Origin of the sequence: Novosphingobium sp. 63-713 (genome assembly GCF_001898925.1) — a bacterium.
Lineage (GTDB): Bacteria > Pseudomonadota > Alphaproteobacteria > Sphingomonadales > Sphingomonadaceae > Novosphingobium.
Genome location: NZ_MKVS01000047.1, coordinates 734,186 through 752,706, shown reverse-complemented (window position 1 = coordinate 752,706; position 18,521 = coordinate 734,186). Strand labels below are relative to the sequence as shown.

24 protein-coding genes are annotated in these 18,521 nt (G+C 63.9%); 11 read left to right on the top strand and 13 right to left on the bottom strand.

Going from position 1 to position 18,521, the window contains the following annotated elements:
* Positions 1-6: 6 nt before the first annotated feature.
* The 4 genes from ccoP to ccoN are packed head-to-tail and all read right to left on the bottom strand — an operon-like array spanning position 7 to position 3,555.
* Positions 7-963, bottom strand: coding sequence for a cytochrome-c oxidase, cbb3-type subunit III (gene ccoP, locus BGP00_RS21910; protein ID WP_292689014.1), 957 nt, complete (start codon positions 961-963; stop codon positions 7-9).
* Positions 950-1,126, bottom strand: a complete 177-nt coding sequence (locus tag BGP00_RS21905; protein ID WP_168604319.1) for a cbb3-type cytochrome c oxidase subunit 3 — start codon at positions 1,124-1,126, stop codon at positions 950-952. Before BGP00_RS21905 ends, ccoP begins: the two co-directional genes overlap by 14 nt.
* A complete protein-coding gene (ccoO, locus tag BGP00_RS21900) occupies positions 1,123-1,884 on the bottom strand; it encodes a cytochrome-c oxidase, cbb3-type subunit II (RefSeq protein WP_168604318.1) in 762 nt (253 codons plus the stop codon). The genes BGP00_RS21905 and ccoO overlap by 4 nt, the downstream gene beginning before the upstream one ends.
* 12 nt (positions 1,885-1,896) lie before the next feature.
* The gene (ccoN, locus tag BGP00_RS21895; protein WP_168604317.1) at positions 1,897-3,555 is read right to left on the bottom strand and encodes a cytochrome-c oxidase, cbb3-type subunit I; all 1,659 of its coding nucleotides are present in this window, start codon (positions 3,553-3,555) and stop codon (positions 1,897-1,899) included.
* A gap of 488 nt (positions 3,556-4,043) precedes the next feature.
* On the opposite strand from ccoN, the gene BGP00_RS21890 reads away from it, so the two are divergent.
* Positions 4,044-4,745 (top strand): OmpW family outer membrane protein, encoded by a 702-nt coding sequence (locus BGP00_RS21890; RefSeq protein ID WP_168604316.1) that lies wholly within the window; start codon positions 4,044-4,046, stop codon positions 4,743-4,745.
* A gap of 181 nt (positions 4,746-4,926) precedes the next feature.
* On the opposite strand, the gene BGP00_RS21885 is transcribed toward BGP00_RS21890, so the two are convergent.
* The 6 genes from BGP00_RS21885 to flgM all read right to left on the bottom strand — a co-directional run bounded on the left by BGP00_RS21885 (position 4,927) and on the right by flgM (position 10,669).
* A complete protein-coding gene (locus BGP00_RS21885) occupies positions 4,927-5,625 on the bottom strand; it encodes a Crp/Fnr family transcriptional regulator (protein WP_168604315.1) in 699 nt (232 codons plus the stop codon).
* A 359-nt stretch (positions 5,626-5,984) separates the two neighbouring features.
* The gene (locus tag BGP00_RS21880; protein ID WP_292689010.1) at positions 5,985-6,758 is read right to left on the bottom strand and encodes a sigma-70 family RNA polymerase sigma factor; all 774 of its coding nucleotides are present in this window, start codon (positions 6,756-6,758) and stop codon (positions 5,985-5,987) included.
* Positions 6,755-8,890 (bottom strand): flagellar biosynthesis protein FlhA, encoded by a 2,136-nt coding sequence (locus tag BGP00_RS21875; protein ID WP_292689225.1) that lies wholly within the window; start codon positions 8,888-8,890, stop codon positions 6,755-6,757. The genes BGP00_RS21880 and BGP00_RS21875 overlap by 4 nt, the downstream gene beginning before the upstream one ends.
* Before the next feature lie 3 nt (positions 8,891-8,893).
* Positions 8,894-9,850: a transglycosylase SLT domain-containing protein gene (locus BGP00_RS21870; protein WP_292689009.1), complete on the bottom strand. Its 957-nt coding sequence runs from the start codon at positions 9,848-9,850 to the stop codon at positions 8,894-8,896.
* Between the two features lie 138 nt (positions 9,851-9,988).
* Positions 9,989-10,342: a flagellar protein FlgN gene (locus BGP00_RS21865; protein WP_292689007.1), complete on the bottom strand. Its 354-nt coding sequence runs from the start codon at positions 10,340-10,342 to the stop codon at positions 9,989-9,991.
* Positions 10,343-10,345: 3 nt separating this feature from the next.
* Entirely contained in the window at positions 10,346-10,669 is a 324-nt protein-coding gene (flgM, locus tag BGP00_RS21860) for a flagellar biosynthesis anti-sigma factor FlgM (protein WP_168604311.1), read from the bottom strand.
* Here flgM and BGP00_RS21855 point away from each other — a divergent pair.
* Positions 10,659-10,901 (top strand): hypothetical protein, encoded by a 243-nt coding sequence (locus BGP00_RS21855; RefSeq protein ID WP_292689005.1) that lies wholly within the window; start codon positions 10,659-10,661, stop codon positions 10,899-10,901. The two genes, flgM and BGP00_RS21855, sit on opposite strands and share 11 nt — an antisense overlap.
* Here BGP00_RS21855 and BGP00_RS21850 read toward each other — a convergent pair.
* The 3 genes from BGP00_RS21850 to BGP00_RS21840 form a co-directional block, all read right to left on the bottom strand.
* Positions 10,861-11,418 carry a flagella basal body P-ring formation protein FlgA gene (locus tag BGP00_RS21850; RefSeq protein ID WP_292689003.1) on the bottom strand — a complete coding sequence of 186 codons (558 nt, stop codon included), beginning with the start codon at positions 11,416-11,418 and terminating at the stop codon, positions 10,861-10,863. The two genes, BGP00_RS21855 and BGP00_RS21850, sit on opposite strands and share 41 nt — an antisense overlap.
* Positions 11,419-11,498: 80 nt before the next feature.
* Positions 11,499-11,978 (bottom strand): hypothetical protein, encoded by a 480-nt coding sequence (locus BGP00_RS21845; protein WP_292689001.1) that lies wholly within the window; start codon positions 11,976-11,978, stop codon positions 11,499-11,501.
* Positions 11,975-12,652 (bottom strand): MotA/TolQ/ExbB proton channel family protein, encoded by a 678-nt coding sequence (locus tag BGP00_RS21840; RefSeq protein WP_292688999.1) that lies wholly within the window; start codon positions 12,650-12,652, stop codon positions 11,975-11,977. Before BGP00_RS21840 ends, BGP00_RS21845 begins: the two co-directional genes overlap by 4 nt.
* Before the next feature lie 256 nt (positions 12,653-12,908).
* Here BGP00_RS21840 and flgB point away from each other — a divergent pair, with 256 nt between their 5' ends.
* From flgB to BGP00_RS21795, 9 genes are read left to right on the top strand one after another with little or no spacing between them, the layout of a single operon-like run.
* A complete protein-coding gene (flgB, locus tag BGP00_RS21835) occupies positions 12,909-13,271 on the top strand; it encodes a flagellar basal body rod protein FlgB (RefSeq protein ID WP_292688997.1) in 363 nt (120 codons plus the stop codon).
* Positions 13,272-13,273: 2 nt separating this feature from the next.
* Positions 13,274-13,681 carry a flagellar basal body rod protein FlgC gene (gene flgC, locus BGP00_RS21830; protein WP_292688995.1) on the top strand — a complete coding sequence of 136 codons (408 nt, stop codon included), beginning with the start codon at positions 13,274-13,276 and terminating at the stop codon, positions 13,679-13,681.
* Positions 13,681-14,031, top strand: a complete 351-nt coding sequence (locus tag BGP00_RS21825) for a flagellar hook capping FlgD N-terminal domain-containing protein (protein WP_292688993.1) — start codon at positions 13,681-13,683, stop codon at positions 14,029-14,031. Before flgC ends, BGP00_RS21825 begins: the two co-directional genes overlap by 1 nt.
* 28 nt (positions 14,032-14,059) lie before the next feature.
* Positions 14,060-14,872, top strand: coding sequence for a flagellar hook-basal body complex protein (locus tag BGP00_RS21820; RefSeq protein ID WP_168604306.1), 813 nt, complete (start codon positions 14,060-14,062; stop codon positions 14,870-14,872).
* Positions 14,873-14,882: 10 nt separating this feature from the next.
* The gene (flgF, locus tag BGP00_RS21815) at positions 14,883-15,629 is read left to right on the top strand and encodes a flagellar basal body rod protein FlgF (RefSeq protein WP_292688991.1); all 747 of its coding nucleotides are present in this window, start codon (positions 14,883-14,885) and stop codon (positions 15,627-15,629) included.
* 29 nt (positions 15,630-15,658) lie between these two features.
* Positions 15,659-16,447 carry a flagellar basal-body rod protein FlgG gene (flgG, locus tag BGP00_RS21810; protein WP_168604304.1) on the top strand — a complete coding sequence of 263 codons (789 nt, stop codon included), beginning with the start codon at positions 15,659-15,661 and terminating at the stop codon, positions 16,445-16,447.
* Between the two features lie 8 nt (positions 16,448-16,455).
* Positions 16,456-17,115, top strand: a complete 660-nt coding sequence (locus BGP00_RS21805) for a flagellar basal body L-ring protein FlgH (RefSeq protein ID WP_292688988.1) — start codon at positions 16,456-16,458, stop codon at positions 17,113-17,115.
* Between the two features lie 9 nt (positions 17,116-17,124).
* Positions 17,125-18,216 (top strand): flagellar basal body P-ring protein FlgI, encoded by a 1,092-nt coding sequence (locus tag BGP00_RS21800; protein ID WP_168604302.1) that lies wholly within the window; start codon positions 17,125-17,127, stop codon positions 18,214-18,216.
* The gene (locus BGP00_RS21795) at positions 18,213-18,518 is read left to right on the top strand and encodes a rod-binding protein (protein ID WP_292688986.1); all 306 of its coding nucleotides are present in this window, start codon (positions 18,213-18,215) and stop codon (positions 18,516-18,518) included. Before BGP00_RS21800 ends, BGP00_RS21795 begins: the two co-directional genes overlap by 4 nt.
* Positions 18,519-18,521: the final 3 nt, after the last annotated feature.

The window sequence follows — 18,521 nt, the reverse complement described above, 5'->3', positions numbered from 1 at the left end:
TCATAGTTATTGTCCTGTGCTTGCAGCGGTTTCCGCCGCAGGGGCCGCCGGAGCGGCAAAGGCTTCACCACCGCCAAGGCTGTGGACATAAGCCGCCAGCATCTTGATCGTGGCCGGGCTGAGGCGATTGCCCCAGGCAGGCATCACGCCGGCATGGGCATTGGTCACCGTTTCGGTGATCGCGGTGCGGCTGCCGCCATAGAGCCAGACCTTGTCGGTCAGGTTCGGCGCGCCGAACATGCGGTTGCCCTTGCCATCGGGATTGTGGCAGGCCACGCAATTGGCCGCAAACAGGGCCGCGCCGCGCTGAGCCGAGGCATTGCCCGGTTCCTGGCCCGAGATCTGGCGGACATAGCTGACCACGTCCTGCACATCGGCGGGTTTCAGGATGCCGTCGCGGCCAAAGCTGGGCATCATGCTGGTGCGGGTGGCATCATCGCCGGGCTGGCGGATGCCATGTTCCAGCGTGGTCTGGATGTCGGTCAGCGTGCCGCCCCACAGCCAGTCATCGTCATTCAGGTTGGGATAGCCGATGGAACCGGCCGCGCCCGAACCGTGGCAGGGAACGCAGTTGACCTTGAAGGCCGCCTTGCCGCCCGCAACCGCCTTGGCCAGCAGTTCCGGGTTCTTGGGCAGGTCTTCGATGGGCGTGGCGTCGAGCGCTGCCAGAACCGGCGCGCGGGCCGCCTTGGCCGCATCCATTTCCGAGGCGAGCTGGCCACGGCTGGTCCAGCCGAAGGTGCCGTGGCTGCCTTCCTTGATGCCCGGAATGGCCGGATAGACCACGCAATAGCCGATCGCGAAAACGATACAGGCATAGAACGTGTAGAGCCACCAGGTGGGCAGCGGGGTGTTCAGTTCCTCGATGCCATCCCATTCATGGCCCATGGTGGCGGTGCCGGTCGGCTCGTCCACGCGTGGGCCGCCGTGCTCCTTGGCATGTTCATTCTCAGGTGCGGACATGATCGTCCTCCTCGAAAATCATGGTGGCGGCCTCGTCGCTGTTCTTCCGCCCGCCGGGGCGGAAGGGCCAAGCGCAAAGCACCACAAAGCTGATCGTCATCGCCAGCAGCCCCCAGCTGTCGGCGAACTGGCGCAGGGCCTGATAGGTTTCGGTCTGGTTCACCGTCCCTTCTCCTTGGCCAGAGCTTCCTGCGCGGCGGCGCTTTCGGTATCCACAAAGGTGCCCAGCACCTGCAGATAGGCGATCAGCGCGTCCATTTCGGTCAGCTTTTTCGGATTGCCGTCAAAATCGCGGGCCTGCGCCTTGGGATAGCGCTTGAGCAGGTCGGTGTTGTCGGCATCGGGGTTGGCCTGGTTGATCAGGTCGTCCTTGGCCTTGGCGATATCGTCCTTGGTATAGGGCACGCCGGTGATCGACAGGGCCTTCACCTCGGCGGCGATATCGGGCTTCTTCAGCTCGTTCTTTGCCAGAAAGGCATAGTTGGGCATGATCGATTCAGGCACAACGCTGCGCGGCGCGGTCAGATGCTGGACATGCCAAGCGTCGGAATATTTGCCGCCCACGCGGGCCAGATCCGGCCCGGTACGCTCCGAGCCCCACTGGAACGGGTGGTCATACATCGATTCGGCGGCAAGGCTGTAATGGCCATAGCGTTCGGTCTCGTCACGGAACGGACGGATCATCTGGCTGTGGCACAGATAACAGCCCTCGCGGACATAGATGTCGCGCCCGGCCTGTTCGAGCGGGGTGTAGGGACGAACGCCCTTCACCTTCTCGATAGTGTTGTCGATCCAGAACAGCGGCGCGATTTCCACGATGCCGCCCACCAGAACCACCAGCAGCGACAGGACGCCGAGCAGCGTGATGTTCTTTTCAATGGCGCCATGCCAATGGAACGGTTGCTTCTCTTGGGTAGCCATGATCGGTCCCCCTTATTCGGCAGGCTGAGCGACGAGAGGCACGTCGTTCGCCTTGTTCTGGTCGATGTTATACAGCGGCGCTTCGGCGCGCAGCGGGCTGCCCGCGATGGTCTTCCAGACGTTGATGACCATGAAGGCCGCGCCCGAGAGATAAAGCACACCGCCCAACCCACGCAGCACATACATCGGATGGATGGCAGGCAGCACGTCGGCAAAGCTGTTGAGCAGATAGCCGTCGGCGCCATATTCACGCCACATCAGACCCTGCGTGATCCCGGCCACCCACATCGAGGCCGCATAGAACACGATACCGATAGTGGCGGTCCAGAAGTGCCAGTTGACCATGCGCAGCGAATAGAGCTGCGTGCGGTTCCACAGGCGCGGCGTCAGGTAATAGATGGCGCCAAAGGTGACCATGCCGTTCCAGCCCAGAGCGCCGGAGTGAACGTGGCCGATGGTCCAGTTGGTGTAGTGCGACAGCGAGTTGACGCTTTTCACCGACATCATCGGGCCTTCGAACGTGGACATGCCGTAGAAGGCAAGGCTCATCACGAACATGCGCAGCACCGGATCGGTACGCAGCTTGTCCCATGCGCCGTTCAGCGTCATCAGACCGTTGATCATGCCGCCCCAGCTGGGCATCCACAGCATCACCGAGAACACCATGCCCAGCGTCTGCGCCCAGTCGGGCAGCGCGGTATAGTGCAGGTGGTGGGGACCGGCCCAGATATAGAGGAAGATCAGCGCCCAGAAGTGGATGATCGACAGGCGATAGGAATAGACCGGACGCTGGGCCTGCTTGGGCACGAAATAATACATCATGCCAAGGAAGCCAGCGGTCAGGAAGAAGCCCACCGCATTATGGCCATACCACCATTGCACCAGCGCGCCCTGAACGCCCGCGAACCAGCTGATCGACTGGCTGCCCAGGAAGCTGACGGGAACGGCCAGATTGTTGACCAGGTGCAGCATCGCCACGGTGATGATGAAGGACAGATAGAACCAGTTGGCGACATAGATATGCGGTTCGCTGCGCTTCATGATCGTGCCGCCATAGACGACCAGATACGACACCCAGACCACCGTCAGCCACAGGTCGACATACCATTCCGGCTCGGCATATTCCTTGGCCTGCGTGACGCCCAGCAGGTATCCGGTGGCCGCCAGCACGATGAAGAGCTGATAACCCCAGAACACGAAACGGGCGAGGCCGGGGAAGGCCAGCCTCGCCCGGCAAGTGCGCTGGACCACGTAAAACGACGTGGCGATCAGCGCGTTGCCTCCGAAAGCGAAGATGACCGCAGAAGTGTGCAGCGGGCGCATGCGGCCAAAATTGAACCAGGGTTCAAGGTTGATCTGCGGATAGGCCAGCTGAAAAGCGATGACGACGCCGACCAGAAAACCGGCGACGCCCCAGAACACCGTGGCGATCACGCCCCAGCGGATCACATCGTCGTCATACTTTGATGCGTCCCCGGTGGGGGCGGCCAGCCCACGGCTCACCCGTTGATAGTCGGGCGAACGAATGGCGAAGATCAGACCGACAAGGCAGGCGACAGCCACCGTAGCTGCCTGGATGGCAAAGGCGGTGTCATGCGCGGCCACGCTGGCCATGATAGATAGAAGCAGAAGCACCAGCCAGATGCCTGCTCGCGAGACTAGGGTAACCATGAGCCTTCCCTCTCAGGTTTGTGGAAGCCTCGCCTATGGGCGGGGCCAGACCGGATCACATTGATTCCCGTCAAAAGCGCGGGCGCGCGGGGGAATTCATTTTCAGAATATCCTAAAATGGAAAATTTATGAAGCGATGCAGATAGTTAATTGGTCCAATTGTGCGTCTGCGATAAGGCGTTTATCCGCCCGGCGGCCGTTCTGCGCCCCCTTGCGCGCAAGTTGATGGATTTTTGCCGATTCGCGCAGGGGGTGGCCAGAACGCGATATTGGCGCCGACCGAATTGTCGCAGCATAAAAAATCAGGCTTATTAATATTGGTCTCTGTAGAGACCCGATTTGCCGCAGTTGCAGCATGAATTGAGCAGGATCAACTCGGCCCTTGTCCGCGATCAATGCCCGATGCCAAGTACAGGCCCAAAGACACATCCAACGCCGCGCAAGAACGGCTCGCACAGGGCGGGCTCGGCGGCGAAAGATGAGGGACTATGCGCAATTTCACCAAGGCTGCGGCCGCCCTGACCGCTCTTGCCGCCGCCACCATGATGGCCGGCGCGGCCCATGCCGAAGGCAAGGCCGACGGCAAGATCCAGTTCAAGGTGCTGGCCACCGCCGTTCTGCCGGATGGCGCGGTGAAGCAGGTCAAGACCGACGTTCTGGGCCTGGTGCCTGCCGCTGTGGGCAACACCGTGGCCAGCGACAATGTGACCCCCACCGTGTCGATCGAATATTTCTTTACGCCCAATATCTCGGTGGAAACCATCGCGGGCGTGACGGCGCACCATGTGTCGGCCTCGGCGGGCGCGCTTAAGGGCACCGAGCTGATCAGCAAGATCCACATCGTTCCGGCCACGCTGACCGCCAAGTATCATCTGCCGCTGGGCCACGGCATCAAGCCCTATATCGGCGCCGGTCCCGCCCTGTTCATCGTGCTGGCCGACGAGCCCAGCGCCGCGCTCAAGGCCGCGCTGCCCGCCGTCACCCGCACCAAGCTGAGCAGCGAATTCGGCGTGGCGCTTCAGGGCGGCATCGATATCGCGCTGGGCAAGGGCTATGGCCTGTCCTTCGACGCCAAGAAATACTGGGTCGGCACCGATGCCACCGTCTATGCCGGTTCGACCCGTGCCCTGGTGACCCGCAACAAGCTTGACCCGTGGGTGCTGAGCGCGGGCGTGTCCTACCGCTTCTAAGGGCTGCTCTGCCCGCCGTGGTCCTTGCGTCTGATCTTCTGGCTCTGGATCAGGCGCAATCGGCGGGCAGACAGACAGGTCCGCCACACAGGCGACCGGACGGGTGAAATGTGGGAAGGCATGTTTCACCCGTCAAACCGGCCCCGCACAAACGGCGGGGGCCTGACAGGCAAAAGCGCGATCAGCCCGCTTCGGCGGTCAGCGCAAAACGATCGGTGATGATCACCTCGCGGCGCGAAGGCAGATCGATGATCCCCTCGCCGCGCAAACGGGTAAACTGGCGGCTGACGGTCTCGATGGTCAGGCCCAGCACATCGGCGATCTGCTGGCGGCTGAATGGCAGGACAAAGCGGTTCGCCTTGCCCTCGTCGCCCGGCTCGCACGTGGCCGGGGCCAGACGGTCCGACAATTCGAGCAGGAAGCTCGCCACCTTCTCACTGGCAGACTTGCGGCCCAGCAGCAGCATCCAGCGCCGCGTGCGATCCAGCTCGGTCAGCGTGCGTTGCAGCAGCTTGTGCTCAAGGCCGGGATGTTCACGCGCGAAATTATCAAAGTCGCCCCGCGAAAACACGCAGACCCGCGCGTCGGTCAGCGCCGTCACGCCATGGTTGGTCGTGCCGCCAAAGGGACGCCCAATGAAATCGCTGGGATAAACCACGCCCACGATCTGCTCGCGGCCGTCCTCGGTCCCGGTCGAGAGCTTGAGCACGCCCTCGATCACATTGGCGACCAGCACCGAATCCTCGCCTTCCCAGATCAGCGATTCGCCGGCCACAAGGCTGCGCCGCCGCCCAATCCCGTTGAGCGAGTTGATTTCATCCTTATCCAGGGCCGAACAGATCGCCCGGTTACGGACTACGCATTGATCGCAAGAAGACATGTATGCGTATCTAACAGCCTTGCCCCCTTCGGGCAATGCTGCACTTTGGTGGAGTATGGGTTGGGAGCGTTTTATTTTAGGGGATTTGGAAAGTGTAAAGTTGCCTCCGGCGGGCAAAGGGCGGGGGCCCTTTGCAATCCCGTTATTGTCAGCGGTGCGTATTGGGTCTGGCCTTTGGTGCCGGGCGCGACGTTTGGATTTGAAAGCCTGCGGCGCGGACAGGGATAACCTTACCGCGCCGCAGGCTTTCAAACATGGCCCCAAACACCATCTCGCCAATTTTGGCCGCCCAAAAAATGGGATTGCAAAGGGCCCCCGCCCTTTGCCCGCCGGAGGCCCCCTTAAAACCTCAACCAAACCTACAAAATATCCGCCACACCCTGCAACGCATGGCGCAATTTCTCGATCGCCTGCGCCTTCAACTGATGCACGCGCGGGATGGACACCGAGAGCACCTCGGCAATTTCGGCAAGGTTGAGCTCCTCAACGAAATAGAGCTGGATCACCATCTGAAGCCTCTCGGGCAGCTCGGCGATGGCGCCTGCCACGCTCTGGCGCAATTCCTCGTCGGCCAGCAGCGCGAGGCTATCAGGCGCATCGTCGGCAAAGGCCATGTTGCTGTCGGAATAGGCATCGTCGATAGCCTCGAAACGCAGCGGTTCTGAGGAATTGCGCAAGGCCTCAAGCTCGCCCAGAGTGATGCCCAGCGCGCCGGACAATTCCACATCATAGGGTTCGCGCCCCAGTTTCCCGGTCAATTCCTGCGTCTTTTCGCGCATAAGCCGCCGCCGCTCGACCGCCCCGCGCGACAGGGGGACATGGCGGCGGATCAGATCGACCATCGCCCCCCTCACCCGCATCTTGGCATAGGCGGCAAAGCCGTCCTCGGTCGGCCCCTGATGGCGCTGGGCGCATTCGGTCAGGGCGACAAGGCCCGCCTGCATCAGATCCTCGACCTCTATGCCATCGCGGCCCGAGGACTGGAGATGCCAGGCAAGGCGCCGCACCATCGGCATAAAGCGGCGGACACGGTCGGCAATATCGCCGCCATAGGCCCTAGCCGCGCCGCCATAGGCGCGCGCCGCATTGCCTGCCGGCCGGGGTTTTGCGAAAGACTGGGGATCATGTTTCATGCGGCCATACTTTCAGAGGTCTGGCTGGAAGGATCGAAATCGGGCGAAGGCAGGCCCAGCGCTTGCGGGGCCGACGCGCCGATGACCGCGATCACCTCGACAGGCTGGGTTTCGGGCAATTCGGCAATCGACATCACCACGCATCCGGGCGCGCGCAGCCGCAGCAGCGCGGCCAGCGGGCGGCGCAGGCGCGGCTGGACGATCAGGGCGACGGTCGCCCCGGTGCCGCGCTCGGCCACGATGGCGCTGGCCTGCTCGCCAATGTTGCGGGCAAGGTCGGGTTCGATGACAGGCTGGCCGCTGATCGGATCGACCAGGCCGCCCGCGATCATCGCCTCCAGCCCGGCGTCCAGCGTGACCACCGGCAGGCGTTCGCGCGGCGAACAGATCCGCCCGACGATCAGCCCGCCAAGATCCGCCCGCACCAGATCGACAATGCGGTCATGGTCCTGCGTCTGCTGCACCGCCTGCGAAATCGAGGAAAGGATCGGCAGCGGATGGGCCACCGAAATGCCGTCCTCCAGCAGATTGCGGAACAGGCGCGTCAGAGCCGCCAGCCCCAGCGGCGAAGGATAGACCGTTTCCACCAGCCCCGCCGCGCGCGTCTTGATCGCCTCGATCAGCGTTTTGACCTCATCCGGCCCCAACAGCATATGCGCGCGCTCGGACAGGAGCTGGTTCAACTGCGTGGCGATGATCGTGGAGGCGTCAACGGTCAGGAACCCCTCGGCAATCGCCAGATCGCGCGAGGCCGGGTCGATCCACCATGCCGGACAGCCAAAGGTGGGGTCGGTGGTCTGCTCGCCCTGAAGGCGGGCATGGGGGTTGGCCTCGCTGGCATCAATCGCCATCACCTTTTCCGTGCGCAGCGTTGCCCCGCCCAACGGTACGCCGCCCAACAGGATGCGGTAATCATTGGGCGCGATCTCCAGCGAATCGCGCACCCGGAATTGCGGCACGATAAAGCCGAAGCTCTGCGACAATTGCTTGCGCACGCCCGTCACCCGGCTGACAAGAGGCGACCCGCGCCGTTCATCGACCAGTTGCACAAGGCCATAGCCCAGCTCGATGGTGACAAGCGTATGGTCGGACACATCCTCCAGCTCGATGCGGGTCGGGTCGGCCTTGGCGACAGGCGCGGGGGCAGCCTCGGCAATCTTGCTCCTGGCCTCGCGCTCACGCAGCTTTTTCCAGAGGAAGAAGGCCAGCCCCGCCGCAGGCAGGAAGACCGTCTGAGGCATGGCGGGGATCATGCCGATCGCCCCCAGAATGCCCGCCACCGGCAGCCATGTGCGTGAATCGGCAAATTGCCCGCCGATCTGCCCGGCAAGATCACGGCTGTCGGTGACGCGCGTGACGATCACGGCGGCGGCGATGGAGAGCAAGAGCGCGGGCACCTGCGCCACCAGCGCGTCGCCGATGGAAAGGCTGATATAGCGGCTCGCCGCATCGCTGGCCGACAGGCCATGGGTAATCATGCCAAGGCAAAAACCGGCGATGATATTGACGCCAAGGATCAGCAGAGCGGCAATCGCATCGCCCTTCACGAATTTGCTGGCGCCATCCATCGAGCCGTAGAAATCGGCCTCGGTGGTGATTTCCCGGCGGCGGCTGCGGGCCTCATCGGCGGTGATCAGACCGCCCGCCAGATCGGCGTCGATCGCCATCTGCTTGCCCGGCATCGCGTCCAGCGTGAAGCGGGCCGAGACTTCCGACACGCGCCCCGCGCCCTTGGTTATCACCACCATGTTGATGATCATCAGGATCATGAACACAAACAGGCCGACCGCGAAATTGCCGCCGATCAGGAAAGCGCCGAAAGCCTCGATCACATGGCCCGCCGCCTCGGGCCCTTCATGGCCATGGACCAGCACCACGCGGGTGGAGGCCACATTGAGCGCCAGACGCAGCAGCGTGGCAAACAGCAGAACGGTGGGAAAGGAAGAGAAATCCAGCGGTTTTTCCGCATTCATCGAGGCCATCAGCACCGCCACCGAGAGCGCGATGTTGAACACGAAAAACACATCCAGCATAAAGGCCGGGATCGGCACCACCATCAGCACGATGATGGTCAAAATGCCGAAGGGCAGCGCCAATTGGCGCGGACTGGCGATGGTCAGCAGCTTGTCCATCACCTACATCCCCAACGCGCGCAGGCGCCCATAGGCATTGCGGACAAATTCGGGGGTGGCGCCATTTTCGGCCCCCAGCCCAAAGGCCGATTGCAGCGTATCGGCCATCGAATGCGCGGATGCGGCGGGCGCGGCCGCCTGCATCGCATTGAATTCGCGTGAGAGCGGGCCGCCGGTCTGCGGCGGGGCCGAAGCGGCGCCGGTTGTGGCGGGATCGGAGGGCATGGCCCATGCCATACCCCCAATCCCCATACCCTCACCGCCATAGGCCGCGCCGCCCGCCATCACCGCATCCGCGCTGATCCCTTCTGCGGCCAGCGCGCCTTCCATCCGCCCCCGGATCAGGCCCATGACCGCCGCCACGCTGCGCGGGTTTTCGGCATCATCGTAAAAGATCGAGCGATTGGCCGAGGCCGCCTTGGGCAAGAGTCCCGCCGCCGGTTGATCCGGGCTAGAGCCGAGGGCCGAAAGGAATTTGGCCGCGCCATCCGCGCCCAGAAAATGCGCGACATACAATTCGCTGGCATCGGGCGCGCGGCCCAGCACGGCGGTCAAGGCATCGGCATTGTCGCTGGCCAGACTGGCCGCCATCATCGCGGAGGCATGGGGATCGCCGCGCAGGCCCAGCAGCGCCGTGCGCTGGGCCGGATCGGCCACCGCCGCCCCCGTATTGCCCAGCCCCAGCATATCGCCATGCTTTTGCAGCGTCTGCAGCCAGGTGCTGTTGGTGAACTGATAAAGGCCCGACGCGCTGGAGGCGCCGTTGCGGGCCGCAGGGTTCAACCCCGATTCCAGCCGCGCCTGCGCCGCCAGATAGGAGAAATCCACCCCCGTGGCGCCCGCCGCACGGGCAATCGCGGCGCGGACATTGCCGCCGGGCACGCCATTGGCCGCCCCGCGGGCGGACTGGATCTTGTCGAGGTTGGCCGCCCATGAGGGCGACATATCCGGCTGGCTCAAGCCCAACTCCCAAAGCAAAAGGTTCGGGAGCAGATTCTGCAAAAGCCGTGCCAATTGGAGCGAAAACCGCGCCCATCGGGCAAAGCGGTGCTTTATCGTGCCACAGCCGCGCCAGCGCAGGCCATGGCGGGCCACGCCCTACCCCCGGGCCGCCGCATAGGCATAGGCGGGCGCGTTGGCCCGCGCGCGATAGACCGAGGAACCGCCGGTAAAGGCCTCAAGCCGCGCGGCCACGTTGGCTGCGATCAGGTTGCGCACCTGGCGATTGACTTCATTCATCTTTTTGGCCGCTTCGAGCAATCCGCGACATTCATCGTCGATCGCACTGATCCCGGCCATGTCAATGGCATCGCACATCGTGCTCTTGGCCGAGGCCGAACCCATGATCCCGTCCAGATCGAGCCCGGCCAAGGCCTGCCGCTCCTCTTGCAGGACGGCAACCATTTGCCGCAGCGTGTCACGCAGATCGAAAGGGGAAAGGGCCTGGCTCATGGGTCAAACTCGCAGCATCATGCCAGCGGCGATCATCGCGTCGCTGATCTTGGTGGGGATGATGGGATAATTGCCGTCCGCGATGGCCTTGCGGATCGAGGCCACGCGATCGGTGTCCACAGGGGCATCGCCCGCGCTGATCGCGGTGGTGCTGACCACGGTGGCGCCATCGCCGTTGACGGGCGAACCGGCGGCCGCCTGACCGGCGCTGCGCGTTTCGGTGGAAACCGAAGGCGTGGCAGCCGAAGAGGTGGCGACGGGGCGCACCGCATTCACTTGTAATTTAGGCCCTGAACCAATGCCAGGGCCGGAACCGATGCTGGACATCGAACCGCTCCTTGCTTTCTACAAGGCCAAGAACGGAGAAGGTTTGCCGGTTTTAAGAGATGGCGGCAAAAATTTGCGCGATTTTGCCGGGTGGCGCGAACACGGGCGGCGCAGCGTGGCGCCATCCATGACGGCCAAACATGAAAAAGCGCTTAAAACCGCGCGCAAGGGAAAAAGACCGCATGGGCGCGTCATTCGCGCAATTCGACCTCAACCTCGCCGGGGCGGGTGATGCGCGCGCGCACGGCGTCGGTTTGCGAATAGGAGGCCGCCCCGCTGCGCAGGGTGCGCACCCGGATCCAGTCGCCCACCGCGCCCGCATCCAGCGCCTCGCCCGGTTGCGAAACGGCAAAACCCTCACCCACCACGGCAATCGTCACCGCCTCGCCGCGGGCAACGGCCGAGGGGGCATTTTCGGCCATGCGGACCGGTACAAAGACGCGCCAACTGCCCGGATCGGGGCATTGCACCAGCACCGCATCGCGGCGGGTGGTGCGCCAACTGAGCGCAAGGGGGGACATGCAGGCGTTAAGCCGCAGCCGCCGATCCACCGGCATCATCGCGCCGCCACTCTGGCCGATCGCCTTGCCGGTGAATTCGGCCACCTCGCGGTCGATCGCAACCAGATCGACAAAAGGGCTGGCGGCGGGGCTGGCGGCGGCATGGGCCTGGGGCGGGCTGATCCAGACCAGACCGGCCGTCAGCAACGCCGCACGCAGGGTGAAAGGGGTGAAAGCCTTGTTTCGCATGATCGTCCTTGCCCGATGCAATGGGGCCCGGCGCGAAAGGGCGCCGGATACAGGGACGATCAAAGCATATTCTGTGCCAATCAGGCGGGCCCCTTGTCATAGGCCAGCGCCGCCAGCGCCTCGATGCCCGTAGCCTCCGCGACCGGTTCGATCACGATACGCGCCCGCGCGCCCTTGCCGCCCGCCGCCGCCGCCATTTGCGCGGCAAGGCGCAGCGCCTCGGCCTGTGCGAGAGGGGGATAGCGCAGGGTGATCGAAAGCAACTGGCGACTGTCCGCCTGTTGTTCAGCCAGCCATTGCGCCAGCGTGGGGCCTCCGGGCGCCGGGCGCCAGATGGCCAGAGGCTCGCTGATGGCGGGCGCGGTGGATGCAGGGGCAGCAGCGGGCCGGGATGTGCCTTTGCGATCAGGTACATCGGCCATCGCGGCGGCCGTCACCATGAACAGGATCAGCGACAGATCGGCCAGCATCGTCTGCCAGCCGACCGGCGAGCGGGGCACAAAGACGGCCCCCGCGCGCAGACGGTCGCCGGGGCGTTCGACGGGCCGTGAGCGGATCATGCCGCCACGCCGGGCTGGTGGTGATGGCCGCGTGCCTCATGCTGCGGCACCATGGCCGGGGCGATCTCGGCCTCGAACCACTGGGCCAGAGCATGGCGAGCCGCTTCCTCGGCGCGGGCGTGGCGTTCGACCACGCGCGCCAGCGGGGCCAGGAGCAGATTGGCCAGCACCAGCCCGTAAAGCGTGGCATGGACCGCCATGCCGATGGCGGCCAGATAGGCCCCGCGATCCACCCCCTGCGCGGGCATTTGCGACAAGGAAATCAGCGTTCCGGCCAGCCCGAAAACCGGAGCCAGTTCGGTGGCCTGCATCAGTGTACGGATGGCCGCCTCGACCGGACCCAACCGCTTTTCGCGCGCATCGGCCAGCGCATCGTCAAAGCGCGCCATCGAGCGATGCGCCAACAGCGCATGAAGCGCATCGTCGAATTCGCCATCGCCGGTGCTGCGCGGATTGGCGCGCAGCGGGCCGTTGCGCTGAAAATCCTGCGCCGCACGGGCGAGAGAGGCGCGCACCGCCTCGCCGTCAAAGCGGCTGGGCGCCAACATCTGGCGCGCGGCGACGCGGATCGTGGCCGTCACGTCCGAGCGCCCGCAGCGCAGCACCGTGGCCAGCGCCGTGCCGCCCACAACGATTGCCAGCGTGGTGCCATCATAGAGGGCGGTAAGATCCATGCCTGCCGAAATCCTTTGACCCAAATCTTTGCGATACACGGCCAAGAACGGCGGCCATCAGCGCAAATTCACCCCACGGCCAGCAATTGCCGCCCCCCGGCAAAGCCTTGCCGCCCAGCATGGGACGCTTGCCGTCCGGCCCCGGCCATCGGTGCTTTCCCAGTGTTTTGCGCATCTCGCACCGCAATTGGCACGGGCTTTGCTATTCTGATGGTTCGGGCGTCCCGCCCCCTCGTTTCAACCGTGGAGCCACCTGATGAGCGATCCTGCCAGCAATACCGGACTGTTCGGAGTCCATGGCATGGCGCTGGAATTGCGGTCCCAGCGCATGGGGCTGATTGCCAGCAACATCGCCAATGCCGCCACGCCCAATTACAAGGCGCGCGACATTGATTTCAACACCGCGCTCAATGCCCGCATCAAGGGCGCCAGCCAGGATCAGGCCGCCGCGGCCGCCGTGCAATACCGTGTGCCGGTGATGCCCAGCCTGGATGGCAACACGGTGGAAACGGGCAACGAACAGGTCGCCTTTTCCCAGAATGCGGTGGGTTATGCCTCCACCCTCGCCTTCCTTTCCGACGATGTCGGCGAGGTCAAGCGCGCGATCAAGGGAGAATAAGGATGGCCGGAACCGACCTTAACATCTTTTCCGTCGCGGGCCGGGCCATGTCGGCCCAGCAGGTGCGGATGAACACCGCCGCCTCCAATCTGGCCAATGCCAGCGCGGTGTCCAGCAAGGAATCCGATGCCTATCGCCCGATCAAGGCGGTGTTCGCAACCCAGATGGACAAGGCCACCGGGCTGGCCACCGTCAATGTCAGCAGCGTCGTGCGCGCCGATGCCACGCCCGTGCGCCAGCATGATCCGGGCAACCCCCTGGCCGATGAAAACGGCGATGTCTGGGCCGCCCCGGTCGATGAAAGCGCAGAGATGGTCGAGATGCTCGATTCCTCGCGCCAGTACCAAAACCTCGTCGAAACCCTCTCCACCGCCAAGCAGCTCATGCTCGACACCATAAGGATGAAGTGATGACCACTGTATCTGCAACCGGCTCCACCGGCACAAACACCTCGTCTTCCAGCACGGTGTCCAGCAATGGCGCCTCCTCGCTCAGCTTCAAGGATTACATCAGCCTGCTGACCACGCAGCTGAAATATCAGGACCCGACCGCGCCCACCGACAACAGCCAGATGGTGGCCCAGATGGCGCAATTCTCGACCCTTTCGGGGATCTCGCAATTGAACACCACCTCCTCGGCCATTTCGGGCCAGCTTGGCTCGCTCTCGGATCTGGCCACCAGCGTGTCGAGCATCTCGACCAAGCTGGACACGCTGATTTCCGCCCAGAAGGCCGCCGGCACCGGCTCGACCACCGCCTGATCCCCCCTTTTGCCAGACAGGACTTACCATGGCTTTTTCCATCTCTCTTAACGGCCTCAAGAATGCCCAGACCGAACTGGACACGATCTCGAACAATCTGGCCAATGCCGAAACCACCGGCTTCAAAAAGAGCCGCGTGAACTTTTCGGATCTGGTGGCGGGTTCGGCCTATACCAATCCCAAGCTGGTCCACGGCATCGGCTCGATGGTAAAGAGCATCGACCAGAATTTCTCGACCGGCCCGATGCAGTCGACCGGTTCGGCGCTGGACATGGCGATCAACGGCGAAGGTTTCTTTGCCATGAAAAACCCGCTGACCGGCGACATGAGCTTTACCCGCAACGGCAAATTCAGCACCGATGTCAACGGCTATGTCGTCGATGCCAACAACAACCAACTGCAGGTGCTGGCCTATAATTCCACCACCGGCACCTATGCCACCACCCCTTCGAGCGGCCTGCTTGCCCCCACCAGCAGCTCGGGCGCGGCCTTTGCCGGGGTTCAGATCAAGACCGACGGCACCGTCGTGGCCGCCTATGGCGATGGCACGACCAGCACCGTGGGCAAGGTCGCGCTGGCCGCCTTCACCTCGCCCAGCGGCCTGCTGCAAACGGGCAATCAGAACTGGGCAGCCACCGGCCTGTCGGGCGCGCCGACCTATAACCAGCCCACCACCGCCGGTCTGGGCCAGATCCTGTCGGGCGAGCTGGAAGGCTCGAACGTCGACATGGCCGAGGAAATGGTCAGCCTGATTACCGCTCAGCGCTTTTTTCAGGCCAATTCCAAGGCGATCGACACGTCAACGGCGATTGCCGACGCTGTCATCAACCTGCGCTCCTAAGGGCTGAGGGATGGACCGGCTGATCTATACGGCGGTTTCGGGCATGTCCGATTCGATGGTGCGCGAACGCGTCATCGCCTCGAACATGGCCAATTCCAGCACCATCGGCTTCAAGGCCGAAAAGCTCTACACCACGCCCGTCACGCTCAAAGGCCCCGCGCTGGAAGCGCGCGCCATGGCCGATGGTCAGGTCAAGAGCGCCGATATGTCAGCCGGCAATATTACCCAGACCGGACGCAAGCTGGATATCGCCCTGCTGGGCGATGCGATGATGGCGGTGCAATCGGCCGACGGCACCGAAAGCTATACAAGGCGCGGCGATCTGACGGTTTCGCCCACGGGCGTGCTGGAAAATGGCGATGGGCGCCCGGTGATAGGCAATGGCGGCCCGATCACTGTGCCTCTGGACGCGCAGATTACCATCGGGCCGGACGGCATGGTGCTGGTGGCCAATACGGAAAACCCCAATCTGCCGCCCCAGCCCACCGACCGGATCAAACTGGCCAGCACATCGGGCACCACCATCGCCAAAGGCCTGGACGGCCTGTTTCGCGTGGTGGGCGGAGGCGTCTTGCCCGCCGATGAAAATGCGCGGGCCATTCCGAGCAGTCTGGAACAGTCCAACGTCAACCCTTCGGAGGTTCTGACCCAGATGATCCAGGCCCAGCGCCTCTATGACATCCGCACCAAGCTGATCGCCACGGCCAAGGAGGTGGACCAGTCGGGCACCTCGCTGCTGCGTATCTCCGGCTCCTGACACTCCATCTTTAAAAAAGGAAGCGCCCGATGCCTTCAACCGCTCTTCAAGTCGCCCGCACCGGTCTGGACGCGCAGGACACAAGGATGCGCGTCATTGCCAACAATCTGGCCAATGTCAGCACCACCGCCTACAAGCGCGACCGCGCCAATTTCGCGACGCTCGCCTATCAGGACATGCGCGTGGCGGGTCAGGCCTCGTCGAACCAGACCAATTACGCCACGGGCCTGAACCTTGGCACGGGCGTTGGCGTGCAATCGACCACCCGCGTCGATGAGCAAGGCACGCTCAATTCCACCACCAATGCGCTGGATCTGGCGATTTCGGGCAATGGCTATTTCCAGATCCTGCTGCCCACCGGGCAATTGTCCTATACGCGGGCGGGCAATTTCACCCTCTCGGCCGAAGGGCAACTCGTCACCTCGCAAGGCTATGTGGTGCAGCCGGCGATCACCATCCCCAATGGCGCCACATCCATCACCATTGCCAAGGACGGCACGGTTTCGGCCATGCTGCCCGGCACCACGGCGGCAACGCAGGTGGGCCAGCTCACCATTGCCAGCTTCGTCAACCCGGCCGCGCTGCAGGCCAGCGGCGACAACCTCTATGCCGAAACGCTGGCCAGCGGCCCGGCCCAGATCGGCGCGGCGGGTACAGCCGGGCGCGGCGACATTTCGCAGGGCTATCTGGAAACCTCGAACGTCAACATCGTCACCGAACTGGTCGACATGATCGAATGCCAGCGCGCCTATGAGATCAATTCCAAGATGATCTCGGCGGTCGATGACATGCTCAAGAACGCGAACCAGACACTGTGAGACACGCCATGACCCTGCGCCCCCTGCTGCCTGCGCTGGCTGCATCGCTGCTGCTTGCAACGCCCGCGCAGGCCGGACGCCGCCCCGCGCCCGGTTTCAACGCCACGCTGCCCACGCCTCCCGCCATGGCCCCCACCGAGGGCGCGATCTTTATCGCGGCGGCCGGTTATGCCCCGCTGGTGTCGGGCGCGCGGGCGCAAAGGGTGGGCGATGTGTTGACCATCATCCTGAATGAAAACACATCCACCGCGAAAACCAGCACCGCCAAGACCCAGCGCAGCGGCAGCGCCAATATCACCCCGCCCACGCTTGGCCCGCTCTCCATGACATCGACGCCCCTTAATGCATCCTCCTCCGGGTCGTTCAATGGTCAGGGCAATGCCACGCAGACCAATTCCTTCAGCGGAATGATCTCCGTGACCATTGCCGAGGTACGCCCGAACGGCACCGCCTTGGTGCGAGGAGAGAAACGCATGCTGCTGGCACAGGGCAAGGAGTGGATCCAGTTTTCCGGCATCGTGCGCCTGGCCGATGTGGATGCGGCCAATCAGATCCAGTCGGGCCAGGTGGCCGATGCCCGGATCGAATATGCGGGCAACGGCACCGTGGCGCAAAGCGCACGCGAAGGCTGGCTCTCAAAATTCTTCAGCTATATCAGCCCATTCTGAGGAAGCCTCATGCGTATCATCTCTCTCCTTGCCGCTCTTCTGGCGCTTTGCGCGGCCCCGCTTCATGCCGAACGCGTGCGCGATATCGGCAGCTTTCAGGGCGTCCGCTCAAACCAGCTCACCGGCTATGGCATCGTGGTGGGGCTCGACGGCACGGGCGATGATACGCTCGACTATCTGACCCAGGCGATGAAGGGCGTGTCGGGCCGCATGGGCCTGCAATTGCCGCCGGGCGTCAATCCGGGGCTGAAAAACGCCGCCGCCGTGATGGTGATTGCCGACCTGCCCGCCTTTTCCAAGCCGGGCCAACGCATCGACATCACCGTTTCGGCCATCGGCAAGGCCAAGTCTCTGCGCGGCGGGGCGCTGATCCTGACGCCGATGTATGGCGCCGATGGCCAGATCTATGCGATGGCGCAGGGCAATCTGGCGGTGGGCGGCCTTGGCATTGCCGCGCGCGACGGGTCGCAATTGTCGGTCAATGTGCCCACCACCGGCCGCATTGCCGAAGGGGCCACGGTCGAACGCGCGGTCAGCACCGGTTTCGACAAGGCGCCGATCCTGCGCTACAATCTCAACACCGCCGATTTCCTCACCGCCCAGCGCGTGCGCGATGCGATCAACCTGCGCTATCCCGGCATGGCCAGCGCCGAGGACGCCGTGACCGTGGCGCTGCGCATGCCCGATGGCGCCGATACGCGCGCCTCGATGCTGGCCGCGATCGAGATGATCAACGTCAGCCCCGCCGAGGCCGCCGCCAAGGTCATCGTCAACAGCCGCACCGGCACCGTGGTCATCAACAGCGCGGTGCGCCTCTCGCCCGCCGCCGTCAGCCACGGCAAGCTGACCGTGCGGATCGACGAGAAATCCCGCGTGACCCAGCCCGCGCCCTTTTCCAATGGCCGCACCGCCGTCACGCCCAACAGCAACATCTCCGCCGAGGAGGAGAAGGCTCATGTCGCGCTGCTGAAAAACGGCGCCTCGCTGTCCAAGATCGTCGATGCGCTCAATCTGCTGGGCGTCACGCCCTCGGATCTGGTGGCCATCCTCGAAGCGTTGAAAGAGGCAGGCGCCCTCAAGGCCGAGATGGTGGTGATATGAGCGATACGACCATCAGCAGCGCCTCGGCGCCCTCGGCCACCGGCGCTTCGCCCAAGCCGACCAAGGCCCAGATCCACGAGGCGGCGCAAAAGTTCGAGGCGCTGATGCTGCGGCAGATGCTGGCGCAGGCGCGCAAGGTCGATTTCGGCAACACGCTGTTCGACAACAAGGCAGCTGAGAATTTCCGCGACATGCAGGACAGCAAAATGGCCGACACCATGGCGCAGCGGGGCACTTTGGGCTTTGCGCGGATGATCGAGGCCCAACTGGCCCGCCAGAGCGGCGCGGACAACGGAGAGTGAGCC

Coding starts and splice junctions, on each gene's coding strand:
- flgC (WP_292688995.1), top strand. CDS start 13,274: ATGGCCGGAACCGACCTTAACATCTTTTCCGTCGCGGGCCGGGCCATG.
- ccoN (WP_168604317.1), bottom strand. CDS start 3,555: ATGGTTACCCTAGTCTCGCGAGCAGGCATCTGGCTGGTGCTTCTGCTT.
- BGP00_RS21855 (WP_292689005.1), top strand. CDS start 10,659: ATGCTGGACATCGAACCGCTCCTTGCTTTCTACAAGGCCAAGAACGGA.
- flgF (WP_292688991.1), top strand. CDS start 14,883: ATGGACCGGCTGATCTATACGGCGGTTTCGGGCATGTCCGATTCGATG.
- BGP00_RS21840 (WP_292688999.1), bottom strand. CDS start 12,652: ATGGATCTTACCGCCCTCTATGATGGCACCACGCTGGCAATCGTTGTG.
- BGP00_RS21795 (WP_292688986.1), top strand. CDS start 18,213: ATGAGCGATACGACCATCAGCAGCGCCTCGGCGCCCTCGGCCACCGGC.
- ccoP (WP_292689014.1), bottom strand. CDS start 963: ATGTCCGCACCTGAGAATGAACATGCCAAGGAGCACGGCGGCCCACGC.
- BGP00_RS21800 (WP_168604302.1), top strand. CDS start 17,125: ATGCGTATCATCTCTCTCCTTGCCGCTCTTCTGGCGCTTTGCGCGGCC.
- BGP00_RS21850 (WP_292689003.1), bottom strand. CDS start 11,418: ATGCGAAACAAGGCTTTCACCCCTTTCACCCTGCGTGCGGCGTTGCTG.
- flgB (WP_292688997.1), top strand. CDS start 12,909: ATGAGCGATCCTGCCAGCAATACCGGACTGTTCGGAGTCCATGGCATG.
- BGP00_RS21845 (WP_292689001.1), bottom strand. CDS start 11,978: ATGATCCGCTCACGGCCCGTCGAACGCCCCGGCGACCGTCTGCGCGCG.
- BGP00_RS21885 (WP_168604315.1), bottom strand. CDS start 5,625: ATGTCTTCTTGCGATCAATGCGTAGTCCGTAACCGGGCGATCTGTTCG.
- BGP00_RS21805 (WP_292688988.1), top strand. CDS start 16,456: ATGACCCTGCGCCCCCTGCTGCCTGCGCTGGCTGCATCGCTGCTGCTT.
- BGP00_RS21865 (WP_292689007.1), bottom strand. CDS start 10,342: ATGAGCCAGGCCCTTTCCCCTTTCGATCTGCGTGACACGCTGCGGCAA.
- BGP00_RS21890 (WP_168604316.1), top strand. CDS start 4,044: ATGCGCAATTTCACCAAGGCTGCGGCCGCCCTGACCGCTCTTGCCGCC.
- ccoO (WP_168604318.1), bottom strand. CDS start 1,884: ATGGCTACCCAAGAGAAGCAACCGTTCCATTGGCATGGCGCCATTGAA.
- BGP00_RS21825 (WP_292688993.1), top strand. CDS start 13,681: ATGACCACTGTATCTGCAACCGGCTCCACCGGCACAAACACCTCGTCT.
- BGP00_RS21880 (WP_292689010.1), bottom strand. CDS start 6,758: ATGAAACATGATCCCCAGTCTTTCGCAAAACCCCGGCCGGCAGGCAAT.
- flgG (WP_168604304.1), top strand. CDS start 15,659: ATGCCTTCAACCGCTCTTCAAGTCGCCCGCACCGGTCTGGACGCGCAG.
- flgM (WP_168604311.1), bottom strand. CDS start 10,669: ATGTCCAGCATCGGTTCCGGCCCTGGCATTGGTTCAGGGCCTAAATTA.
- BGP00_RS21820 (WP_168604306.1), top strand. CDS start 14,060: ATGGCTTTTTCCATCTCTCTTAACGGCCTCAAGAATGCCCAGACCGAA.
- BGP00_RS21875 (WP_292689225.1), bottom strand. CDS start 8,890: ATGGACAAGCTGCTGACCATCGCCAGTCCGCGCCAATTGGCGCTGCCC.